Source organism: Streptomyces sp. OfavH-34-F, assembly GCF_022347745.1.
GTDB lineage: Bacteria > Actinomycetota > Actinomycetes > Streptomycetales > Streptomycetaceae > Streptomyces.
Window position 1 is genome coordinate 1 of record NZ_JAKRGC010000202.1, and the last position, 11617, is coordinate 11617.

The window sequence follows — 11617 nt, forward strand, 5'->3', positions numbered from 1 at the left end:
AGCTCCGCCGCGCCCGGTGCCGCGGAGTCGGCGAGCGGGGCCCGGGCCGGGGTGGTCAGCGCGATCCGCCGGCCCGACCGCGCGGCCAGCTCCCGCACCGTCCCCCCGACGCCCTCCCAGGTCGGATACGCCGCCGCGTAACCGAGCAGCCGGCGGTAGATGCCGGCGTCGGCGGCCAGGTTCTGGCCCTGCTCCTGGCGGATCGCGCCGGACGTCGTCTGCACCGCCAGCCACGCCGTCGCCGCCACCGAGCACGCCGCGACCAGCGCCGACACGGCCAGCAGCCGCGCGAACAGGCTCTTGCGCAGCGGAACGGACCGCCGCGCGCCACCCACGCCCGCACGCCCCGAACTACGAGGTCGCCGCACGGTTCGCCGCCTTCGCCGGGTCCGTCAGCTTGTAGCCGACACCGAAGACGGTGAGCAGCCGCACGGGCCGGCGCGGGGCCGGTTCGATCTTCTTGCGCAGGTTCATCACATGGACGTCGACCGTCCGGTCGCTGATGTAGCGGTCGAACCCGTGCAGTTCGGCCAGCAGCTGCTGCCGCGAGAACACCCGGTCCGGCTCGGCCGCCAGCGCGGACAGGATCCGGAACTCGCCCGGCGTGCACTCCACCGCCGCCCCCTCCACGGTCACCAGGTGCCGGACCGGGTCGACGACCAGCGCCCCCACCCGCAGCACCCCGGCGTCGTCCGGATCGCCGCCCGCCCCGCGCCGGTTGCGGCGCAGCAGGGTCCGCACCCGGGCCATCAGCTCACGCGGGCTGTACGGCTTGGTGACGTAGTCGTCGGCGCCCAGGTCGAGGCCGAGCAGCAGATCGTCCTCCGTGGTGCGGGCGGTGACCATCAGCACCGGCAGCTCCCGGTGTTCCGCGCGCAGCACCCGTACGACGTCCAGACCGTCCGCGCGCGGCATCATGACGTCGAGGACCAGCAGATCCGGTTCCCGCTGCCGTACCGCGTCGAGCGCCGCCAGCCCGTCCGGCGCGAGGATCACCCGGTGACCCTCGCGTTCCAGGTAGCGGCGGAGGAGTTCGGCCTGATTCTCGTCGTCTTCGGCGACGATCACATTTGCGCACACCTGCCCGATCGTAGAGGGCCGCAGCCGGGGGAGTCCGGGCGGCCGTGGCGGGCGCCCCGCACGGCCCTGCTCGCCCACCGTTCGGAATTGATCGTGATTGATCGACCCGTTGTGCGTAAACTCACTTATAGTGAGCGGGTGTTGACCGCGTGAAGGTGACGCGGGCAGTCGTCGCCACAGGAATCAGGATTCATGACACGCCCTTCCCCGGCAGAGTCCGCGCCGGATTCTCCGTCCGCCCCCTCCGGCTGCCCGGCCCACGCCGGGGCGGTGCCGCTCTGGGGCCCCGGCTTCCAGGCAGAGCCCCGCACCGTGTACCGCGCGATGCGGCGCGACCACGGCCCGGTCGTCCCCGTCGAACTGCCGGGCGGCTTCCCCGCCTGGCTGGTCGTCGGCTACCGCGAACTGCACCGGGTCACCAGCGACGGGGAGCTGTTCCCGCGCGACGTCGGCCTCTGGAACCAGTGGCCGCACGTCCCGGACGACTGGCCGCTGCTGCCGATGGTGGGGCGGCCCATGCCGTCCATCTACTTCAGCGCGGGCGAGGAGCACCGCCGCCACGTCCGCATGGTCGGACCCGCCCTGGAGGGGGCCGACCCGTTCCAGATCCGGGGCCACTGCGAGCAGCTGGCGGACCGGCTGGTGGACGCGGTGTGCGCGCGGGGCACCGCCGACCTCGTCGCCGAGTTCTGTGAACCGCTCCCGGTCCTCGTCCTGGCCCGCCTCATCGGCTTCCCGGACGAGGAGGGCGCCGAGATCGCGCAGGTGCTCAAGGACCTGGCGGACGGCGGGCCCGGCGCGCAGAGCGCGCACCAGCGGTTCGGTGAGCTGATGGCGCGGCTCCTCGCCTCGAAGCGGGCCGAGCCGGGCGACGACGTCACCTCCCGGATGCTCGCGTACCCGGAGGAGTTCACCGACGAGGAGTACACGCTCGACCTGATGGCCGTCACGGCGGCCGGGCACCTGCCCACCGCCGACTGGATCAGCAACTCGGTCCGGCTGATGCTCACCGAGGACGAGTTCGCCGACTCCATGGCCGGTGGCCGGCGCAGCATCGGCGAGGCGATGAACGAGGTGCTCTGGGAGGACACCCCCACCCAGATCCTGGCCGGCCGCTGGGCCGCGCGCGACACCCAGCTGGGCGGGCAGCACATCGCCGCCGGCGACATGGTGCTGCTCGGGCTCGGCGCCGCCAACACCGACCCGCTGATCCGCCAGGGCGTGGCGGGCGCGGGCGGCCCGGCCCAGGGCGGCAACGGCGCGCACCTCGCCTTCAGCCACGGCGAGTACCGCTGCCCCTTCCCCGCCCAGGAGATCGCCGAGATCATCGCCAGGACCGGCATCGAGGTGCTGCTCGACCGGCTGCCCGACCTCCGGCTCGACGTACCCGCCGGAGAACTCGTCCGGCGGCCCTCCGCGTTCCTGCGCGGCACGACTTCGCTCCCCGTCCGGTTCACCCCCGTACGCACGACAGGAGACTCTTCGTGAAATGCCCCCACGCCGCGCAGACGGCGGCCCCGCACGGCGCGACCGTCGTCATCGACCCCATGGTCCGCGACCTGGACGGTGAGACGGCGCGGCTGCGCGACGCCGGGCCGCTGGCCCGGATCGAGCTGCTGGGCGTGCCGGCCTGGACCCTCACCCGGCACGCGGACGCCCGGCGGCTGCTGGTCGACCCGCGGCTGGTGAAGGACATCAACGCGTGGGGGCTGTGGCAGAGCGGCGTGGTGACGCGCGACTGGCCGCTCATCGGCATGATCGACGCGGGCCGGTCCATGTTCACGGTGGACGGGGACGAGCACCGCCGGCTGCGCACCAAGACCTCGCAGGCGCTGACGCCCCGCCGCCTGGAGGCGATACGCCCCGACATCGAGAAGTTCACCGCCGAGCTGCTGGACGCGCTGGAGGAGGCGGGCCGGGACGGGGCGGTGGTCGACCTCAAGTCGGTGTTCGCCCAGCCGCTGCCGATGCGGGTCGTCGGCATGCTGATGGGCGTGGACCCGGCGGAGAACGCCATGCTGACCCGGCAGTACAAGGCGTTCTTCTCGATGCTCACCCCGCAGGCGGAGCGCCTCGCCCTCCTCGACGACCTGGACGTCTTCTACACCGCTCTGGTCCGGGAGAAGACCGCGCGCCCGACCGACGACCTGACCTCCGCGCTGATCCTGGCCGAGGAGGGCGGCGAGCCGCTGACCGAGGAGGAGGTCATCGGCAACCTCAAGGCCATGGTCGCCGCCGGTCACGAGACCACGATCGGCCTCATCCTCAACGCCGTGCGCGCCCTGCTGGCCAACCCCGGGCAACTGCGGATGGTGCTCGACGGGGAGGTGTCCTGGGAGACCGTGATCGAGGAGACCCTGCGCTGGGACACCCCGACCACCCACCTGCTCATGCGGTTCGCCACCGAGGACATCCAGGTGGGCGACGGCGTCATCGCCAAGGGCGAGGGCGTGGTCGTCTCGTACCGGGTCATCGGCCGCGACCCCGAGCAGCACGGCCCCGACGCCGACGCCTTCGACATCACGCGCCCCACCCCGATCCGCCACATGACCTTCGGGCACGGCCCGCACATCTGCCCCGGCGCCGCCCTCTCGCGGGTCGAGGCGGGCATCGCCCTGCCGGCCCTCTTCGCGCGCTTCCCGGACCTGCGGCTCGCGGTCCCCGACGAGGAGCTGCGCAACCTCCCGGTGATGACCCAGAACGACATGGAGTCCTTCCCGGTCCTGCTGCACGGCTGAGCCGGGCGCCCGGGGCGTATTTCCCCGGGCCGGTGCGACGGGCCGCCGCCCGGCGGGCATATCGTGGCGGTGGCCCGTACCGTCCCTGCACCCGCCCAGCCGTGTCGAAGCGCTTCGACAGTGTCTGGACACGCCGTCGAGGCAGGACTAGGCTCGCGCTGTCTCTCCAAGTCACAGACGGAGAGTGCGGAGTCGAAGCGCTTCGCCACAGGTGACCGGCGGCGCCGGAGCAGTCCGCGCGCCCGCCGTGTCCGACGACGTCCCGTGGGGGAGAGCTGAATGGTCACCCTGGCCGAGGTCGCGCAGCACGCCGGAGTCTCGGCGAGCACGGTGAGCTACGTCCTCAGCGGGAAGCGGTCCATCTCCGTCGCCACCCGTGAACGCGTCGAGCGCAGCATCCAGCAGCTCGGCTACCACCCCAACGCCGGAGCCCGCGCGCTCGCCAGCAGCCGCTCCAACATCATCGCCCTGATGGTGCCGCTGCGCACCGACATGTACGTGCCGGTGATGATGGAGATCGCCATCGCGGTCGCCACCACCGCCCGCACCCACGGCTACGACGTCCTGCTGCTCACCGGTGAGGAGGGCCCCGCCGCGGTGCGGCGCATCGCCGGCAGCTCGCTGGCCGACGCGATGATCCTGATGGACGTCGAACTGCACGACGAGCGGCTGCCCCTGCTGCGCGAGAGCGACCGGGCCGCCGTGCTCATCGGACTGCCCGCCGACACCGCCGGACTGACCTGTGTGGACCTCGACTTCGAGGCGACCGGCGCGCTCTGCGTGGAGCATCTGGCCGGCCTCGGCCACCGCGAGATCGCCGTCATCGGCGAGGCCGCCGCGGTGTACGAGCGGCACACCGGGTTCGCCGAACGGACCGTGGACGGCGTACGGGCCAAAGCCCAGGAGACCGGGGTGCGCGTGCTGCACCGGCCCTGCGAGGGCGGCTACGCGGCGATGGCGCAGACGCTGTCGCGGATATTCGACGAGCGCCCCGGCACCACCGGCTTCATCGTGCAGAACGAGGCGGCCGTGGAGCCGCTGCTCAACCTGCTGCGGCAGCAGGGCCGGGCCGTGCCCGAGGATGTGTCCGTGGTGGCCATCTGCCCCGAACAGGTCGCCTCCCAGGCGTCGGTGCGGCTCACCTCCGTCGCCATCCCGGCCCACGAGATGGGACGCCGCTCGGTCGAGCGGGTGGTCGCCAAGCTCTCCGGCCGGGGCACCGACGAAGTCGAGCTGCTGGCACCGGAACTGACGGTACGTGAGAGCACCGGGCCCGCCCCGGCCTGAGCCCCGCACCGACGGGCCGGCCGCCCCCCCCGAGGGGGACGGCCGGCCCGTCCGCGTCACCGGGGGCCGGCCTCCAGGACGTGCTCCACCCCGGCCGTCAGCTCCACGAAGGCGGCGGCGGGCACCTCCCCGGCCCCGACGCGGACATCGATCCGCGCGTCCCGCTCCGGGCGCAGCACCGCCCGTACACCGCCCTCCGCCGACCAGCGCAGGTCCAGCGCGGCGCCGAACCGGGTCCGCACCCCCCGCAGTTCACCGGCCGGGCAGGCCGCGAGCGGCGCGGGCAGCAGGACCAGCCGGTACGGGGTCGACTGGACCAGCGACTCGATCACGGCGGCCGGCAGTGCGTGCGCCGCGTCCGCGTTGTACACGTCGCGCGCCGGGTAGTGGGCGCTCATCAGCGAGTCGTGGAAGAAGTCGCCCGCCAGCACCGCCCGGACCGCCGCCGAGGCACGCGCCCCGTCCCGCAGCCGCGCCGCGATCAGCGCGTGGTGCAGATGGCCGTGGGCCGAGTCGTTCTCCGCGCCCCGCAGCTCCAGCGCCCGGTGCGCGGCGGCCGCGGTCCCCGGAGTGTCGTACGGGTTGACCGCGTCCAGCGGCCACACCGGGTAGAGGTGGCTCAGATGGCGGTGGTCGTACGTCTCCTCCAGACCCGGCCACGCCCACTCGGCCAGCGCCCCGTCCTCGTTGACCCGGTACCCCGCGAGCCGGTCCGCCAGCGCGAGGCGGCGCGCCGAGGCCGGGTCGCCGGGGGCGCGGCCGGCGGACGCGGTGAGCGCGTGCCGGGCCGCCGCCAGGTCCATCGTCGCGTTCACCGTGCCCCAGCTCGCGTTGGCGGGCCGGTTCTCCGGCGAGTACGAGGGCACCACGGCCACCCGCCCGTCCGGGCCCGTCCGGGTGAGGAAGTCCTCGTAGAACAGGGCGGTCTCGTGCAGCGCGGCGGTCAGCCGGGGGTCCTCGGCCCCCGTCGTCTCCGCGTGCTCGATCAGCGGCTCCAGCAGCCAGTCCGCGCCGGCCGTCCACAGGTGCAGCGGGTAGGCCCGCTGGTAGTGGCGGGTGTGCCCGGACTCGCCGTCCGTGTGCGACGGGGCCACGATGCCGCGCGCCCCGAAGACCGCCCGCGCGTTGTCCCGCCAGTCCGCGAGCTGCCCGTACACGAGGGCGGCGTGCGCCTCGGACACCTCGGGCAGCGCGGCGGCGGCGGCCGAGGCGATCTGGAGGTTGAGGTTGGCGTTGGTGGTGAACGCCCCCGACCAGGCGGTGTCCCAGTCACCCGTCCACAGCCCCGTCAGCCGGGGCGGCAGCATCCCGGACGCGGACAGCAGGTGGTAGCGCCCGGCCGCGAACAGCCGCTCCAGGAGCGCCGGACTGTCCGGCCGCCGCACCAGCTCGCTGCCGGGCAGCGCGCGCTCGGCCGGGTCCGCGTCCAGGGTGAGCGAGGCCCGCTCGAACGCCGGCCGGTGCAGGGCCGCGTGGCGGGCGAGCAGCGCGTCGTAGTCCCCGTCCGGCAGCCCGGCGCACTCCGCCGCCGGATCCACGCGGCCCGCGTGCCGGCGCACCCGCGTCAGCAGCAGCAGACTCCTGGCCCCCTCCACCCGGACGCCCTCGCCCGCCACCGACACCCGCCCGCCCTCCGCGCGGAGCACGGTCACACCGGTGTACCCGAGGTCGCTGTCGGGGTAGCCGGCGCGCAGCGTCAGCCGGGCGCCGTCCGGGGTGAGGACGGTGCTGCGGCCGACCGCCAGCCGGGGCGGGGCGCCCGGCAGCGCGTGGTCCAGGACGACGTCCACGGCGAGCCCGGGCCCGGTGACGTGCTGCACGACCACGTCGTCCGCGCGCGAGACGAAGACCCGGCTGCGCCAGGTCTCGCAGCCGGCCGTGATCTCCCCCGTGGCGAAGCGGACCGCCCTGCGGTAGCCCGCGGCCGGGTCGTCCGCCGAGGGGGCGGTGTTGCCGGGCGCGGGCCGCAGCCGGGTCTGGAACGCCGGGTGGAACGGCTGCACCCACACCAGCGGCCGGCCCGCGCCGAAGCGCTCCGCCGCCGTGGTGTCCCCGGCGAGCAGGGCGCTCTGCAGCCGGCCGAGCCGGTCCGCGAGTTCGGGCGGCCGGACGTGCTCACTGCCGTTGGGCCGCACCAGGGTGTGGTGGTTGACGACGACCCGGTCGTCGGCGGGATCGCCGTACACCATGGCGCCGTGCCGGCCGTTGCCCGCCAGGAAGGCGTCCTCCCAGCGGGCGGCGGGGCGCGGCTCCCAGGTGCCGTCGATGTCGGTGCGTACGGTCACGGCGCGGTACTCCGCAGCACTGCGGCGCCGTAGCGGCCGAGCGCGATCCGGTCGACCACGGTCCGGCCGGTCAGCAGGTCCTCGTGGGCCCCGGGGACCGCCACGGTGACCATCTCGCGGCGGTGGTGCAGCAGGAACAGCAGCTCGCCCCGGCGCACCGCCTCGACCCCCTCGGGCAGTCCGGCCAGGACCGGTCCGAGCCCGGCCTCGCGGACGACGTCGCCGAGGAGCGACCGCAGCGCGGCCGGCTCCGGCAGGGTGGACACGTAGGTCGCGCGCCCCTTGCGCAGCACGGCCGGGAGTCCGGCCAGCTCGCCGTCCCGGTAGGTGGCCAGCACCTCGGCGTCCTCGGCGGCCTCCAGCTCCTCGGACCACAGGGTGCCCCGGAAGCCGTCGCACTCCACGGCCTCGTCCGCCTCCAGGGGCCACCACTCGTGCAGGACGCCGATGCCGAACAGTTCGCGCAGCCGGGCGTCCATCCCGCCCGGCCTGATCCGGTCGTCCCGGTCCGCGACGCCGCTGAAGAAGCCGCACACCAGCCGGCCGCCGCCGCGCACGTACGCCACCAGGTTGTCGATCGCCGCGTCGTCCAGCAGGTAGAGGTGCGGGACGACCACGACCGGGTACCGGCCGAGATCGGCGCCGGGGCGGGCGAAGTCCGTGGCCGTGCCGTTCTCCCACAGCGCCCGGTGCCAGTGCCGGATCACCTCCGCGTAGTCGAGCAGCGCGGACGGGCTGCCCTCCTGGGCCCCCGCCCACCAGGCGTCCCAGTCGTGCAGCACCGCCACCCCGGCGTCCACCCCGGCCCCGGACACGGCGGGCCCGATCGCGGCGAGTTCGGCGCCCAGCCGGCGGGTCTCCCGGAACGCGCGGCCGTGCTCACCGGCGTGGCCGAGCATCCCCGAGTGGAACTTCTCCGCGCCCTGCCGGGACTGCCGCCACTGGAAGTAGCAGACCGCGTCGGCGCCGCGCGCCACCGACTGGAGCGACCAGAGCCGGTTCAGCCCCTCGGGCTTGGGCTGGTTGACGGGCCGCCAGTTCACCGAGCCGGCCGCCTGCTCCATCAGCGCCCACGGTCCGGCCGCCTGCGAGCGCGTCATGTCGGCGATCATCGCGTTGTACTGCCCGCCCCACGGGTCGCGCGGGTCCGGGTAGATGTCCACCGACACGACGTCCTCCTCGGCCGACCAGGCCCAGGCGTCCTGGCCCGACCAGAGCGGCATGAAGTTGGTCGTCACGGGGATGTCCGGGGTGTGCCGGGCGACGATGTCCCGCTCGGCCGTGTAGCACTCCAGGAGCGCGTCCGAGGTGAACCGCTTGAAGTCCAGCACCTGGGCCGGGTTCTTCATGTACTGCGCCTTGCGCGGCGGCAGGATCTCCGTCCACGTGTCGTAGCGCTGGCTCCAGAAGGCCGTGCCCCACGCCTCGTTGAGGGCGTCGAGCGTGCCGTACCGCTCGCGCAGCCACCGGCGGAAGTGCGCCGCCGTCTCGTCGCACCAGCAGTGCGTGCAGTACTCGTTGTTGATGTGCCACATCGTCAGCGCCGGATGCCCGGCGTACCGCGCGGCCAGGTCCTCGGTGAGGGCGGCGGCGTAGCGGCGGTAGACCGGGGAGCTGGGGCAGAACTGCTGGCGGGAGCCGTACCAGATGATCGAGCCGTCCTCGGCGCGCGGCAGGGTCTCCGGGTGCCGCGCCCCCATCCAGGGCGGCGGGGACGCGGTCGGGGTGGCGAGCACGACGCCGATGCCATGGCCGTGCATCAGGTCCATCAGCCGGTCCAGCCAGCCGAACTCCCGGGCACCCGGGCGGGGTTCGATCTTCGCCCAGGAGAAGACGCCGAGCGTGACGGAGTTGACGCCGGCCTCCTTCATCAGCCGGACGTCGTCCCCCCACACCTCCTCGGGCCACTGCTCGGGGTTGTAGTCGCCTCCGAAGAGGATGCGGCCGCGGACCGCGTCGCGCAGGGACGGCATGGCGTCTCCCGTTCCTTAGAGCCTGTGTGCAAACCCCCGCCCGGGTCGGGTCGGGTCCGATCCGGGCGGGAGTTTGCGCACAGGCTGCTACCGAGGGTCCGCGTACTGGATGCCGCGGCCGTTGGTGCCCAGGTAGACACGGCCGTGGACGCGGGGGTCGCCGGTGATCACCTCACCGGTCCAGCCCCACTGGTGGGCGTCGTCGTTGATCCTGACCCAGGTGCGGCCGGCGTCGTCGGAGCGCAGCACCGCCACCCCGTCGTACGCCGCCGGCACCCGGCCGGTCTGGAAGATCGCCGGATAGCCCGCGCCGGGCCGGTGGCGGCCGCGCCCCGGGGCCGCCTTGCCGAAGCCCAGCGCGTGCGAGGCGAGGCAGCCGGGCACGGCGGCGAAGGTGCGCCCGCCGTCCGTGGACCGGAACAGGCCGTTGTCCTTCGCCGACAGCCACAGGTCGCCGCTGCGGCCGGGCGCCGCCGCCACCTTGAACTGGGCGTCGCCGGAGGGGAGTCCGGCCGCGCCCCGGACGAAGGTCGCGCCGCCGTCGCGGGAGAGGTACACGGCGCCCGTGTCGGTGTCGTACACGTAGAAGCGCCGGGAGTCGAGCGGGTCGGCGACCGGGGTGCCGCCCTTGGGGAAGGTGGCCACCTCGGCCCACGTCCGGCCGCCGTCCGTGGAGCGGTGCGCCGGGTACTTGGTGCCGTCCCAGTGGACGAACGACCACAGCAGCGTCGAGCCGTCCGCCGAGACCGCGATCGGCCCCGGGGCGGAGGGCGCGATGGCGGGCTGGGCGGCGAACGGCCGCCAGCTGCGCCCGCCGTCCTCCGAGTAGGCCCCGGCGGCGTCGGAGCCGGACGGCCAGCCGGTGCGCACCACGTACGAGGGCCGCAGCGTGGCGAGCGCCAGGCCGGTGGCCGTGCCGAACACCGGGTTGGCGGCCATGCCGCGCGAGGGGGACGCGGTCAGCGACTCGTGGTACATCACGCCGATGTCGCCGAGGCCGCTCAGCAGGCGGGCGCCCTTGCCGGGCGGGGCGATCAGGAAGCGCACCGAGGACTCCTCCAGGCCCCGGATCTCCGGCGCCCAGTGGACGAGGTCGCGGGTGCCGTAGATCGTCGCGCCGGTCCCGTACACGATGTGGTGCGAGTCGAACGGGTCGACGGCGACGGCCTGGATCCACCAGCCGAACTTGGGCGTGCCGTCCCAGCGCAGGAACGGGGTCTCCGACACGTCCAGGACGGCGGTGTCCTTGAGCGAGGTCCAGCTCGCGCCGCCGTCGGTGGAGCGGAACACCGTGTCGATCCGGCCCCAGCGGTTGTTGGTGGTGACGACGAGGGTGCCGGCGCGGCGCGCGTCCACCGCGACGCCGCCGTACCCGAAGCCGTCGCCGGCCGCCGCGTCGGGGCGCACCGGGGTGACGTCGCTCCAGGCGCCCGTCACCGTGTCGAGGCGGTGGACCGCGCCGTCCGACTGCCCGTTGGGGCCCGGCGCGTCCGCGTACGTGACGTACAGCGCCCGGTCGCGCGCGTCGTACGCGGCCCGCACCGGGACCTTCACCGACGCGCTGCCGGAGGGCCGGCCGGGCACCTCCTCCCAGCCGCCCCGGCCGTCCGTGCGGTACAGCGCGCCGCCGCCGTCGCCCCAGCCCGCGTACACCGTGCGGCCCGCCGCGACCAGGAACATCACCCCCTGCCCGGCCGGTGACGGGGTGGCCGGGAAGGCGGCCGGGGCCCAGGTCGCGCCCCGGTCCGTGGAGCGCAGCAGCCCGTCGTGCCGGGTGCCCAGCCAGAGCGTCGCGCTGTCGCGGGGGTCGACGAGCAGGCGCTCGCCGGCGCCGCGCCCGTCCTCGTTGGCGCCGAGGCGGACGGTGAGGTCGGCCCGCTTCCAGGTCGCGCCCCGGTCGTCGGAGCGCAGCACCGCGCCGGGGGAGGCCCAGGACTGCGCGTAGGTGCCGCAGGCCAGGTAGAGGCGGTCCGGGTGGGCCGGGTCGACGGCCATGGCCTCGATGCCGAGCAGGTTCCAGTCGTCCCAGCCGATGTGGTCGGTGAGCGGGGTCCAGCGGGCCTGCGCCGCGTCCCAGCGGTAGGCGCCGCCGATGTCGGTGCGGGCGTAGGCGAGGCCCTCGACCGCGGGGTGGAACAGCAGCCCGGTGACGAATCCGGTGCCGCCGATCGCGGCCGTGCGCCAGCGGTGGGGCCGGTGGGCGTCGTGGCGGCCCCGGCCGCGGGCGGCGGCGGGTGCGGCGGTCGGGAGGGCG

At 74.7% G+C, this 11617-nt stretch carries 7 protein-coding genes and 1 pseudogene; 3 read left to right on the forward strand and 5 right to left on the reverse strand.

The window, feature by feature from the left end; all coding sequences use genetic code 11:
• Positions 1-368 (reverse strand): annotated as a pseudogene (locus MHW47_RS24310) (two-component sensor histidine kinase); the annotation flags it as partial.
• Entirely contained in the window at positions 352-1080 is a 729-nt protein-coding gene (locus tag MHW47_RS24315) for a response regulator transcription factor (RefSeq protein ID WP_239225906.1), read from the reverse strand. The gene MHW47_RS24315 and the pseudogene MHW47_RS24310, both read right to left, overlap by 17 nt.
• A gap of 192 nt (positions 1081-1272) precedes the next feature.
• Between MHW47_RS24315 and MHW47_RS24320 the strand changes: the two genes are divergently transcribed.
• From MHW47_RS24320 to MHW47_RS24330, 3 genes are all read left to right on the forward strand, one after another.
• Positions 1273-2568 (forward strand): cytochrome P450, encoded by a 1296-nt coding sequence (locus tag MHW47_RS24320; protein WP_239225907.1) that lies wholly within the window; start codon positions 1273-1275, stop codon positions 2566-2568.
• On the forward strand, positions 2565-3818 hold the full coding sequence (locus MHW47_RS24325; RefSeq protein ID WP_374230140.1) for a cytochrome P450: 1254 nt from the start codon (positions 2565-2567) through the stop codon (positions 3816-3818). Before MHW47_RS24320 ends, MHW47_RS24325 begins: the two co-directional genes overlap by 4 nt.
• Positions 3819-4097: 279 nt before the next feature.
• Positions 4098-5105 (forward strand): LacI family DNA-binding transcriptional regulator, encoded by a 1008-nt coding sequence (locus tag MHW47_RS24330; RefSeq protein ID WP_239225908.1) that lies wholly within the window; start codon positions 4098-4100, stop codon positions 5103-5105.
• Between the two features lie 56 nt (positions 5106-5161).
• Here MHW47_RS24330 and MHW47_RS24335 read toward each other — a convergent pair whose 3' ends face one another.
• From MHW47_RS24335 to MHW47_RS24345, 3 genes are all read right to left on the reverse strand, one after another.
• Positions 5162-7390: a glycoside hydrolase N-terminal domain-containing protein gene (locus tag MHW47_RS24335; protein WP_239225909.1), complete on the reverse strand. Its 2229-nt coding sequence runs from the start codon at positions 7388-7390 to the stop codon at positions 5162-5164.
• The gene (locus MHW47_RS24340; protein WP_239225910.1) at positions 7387-9363 is read right to left on the reverse strand and encodes a beta-galactosidase; all 1977 of its coding nucleotides are present in this window, start codon (positions 9361-9363) and stop codon (positions 7387-7389) included. Before MHW47_RS24340 ends, MHW47_RS24335 begins: the two co-directional genes overlap by 4 nt.
• Before the next feature lie 87 nt (positions 9364-9450).
• Positions 9451-11617 (reverse strand): sialidase family protein (locus MHW47_RS24345; RefSeq protein WP_239225911.1); only part of this gene is annotated, 2167 nt, incomplete at its 5' end.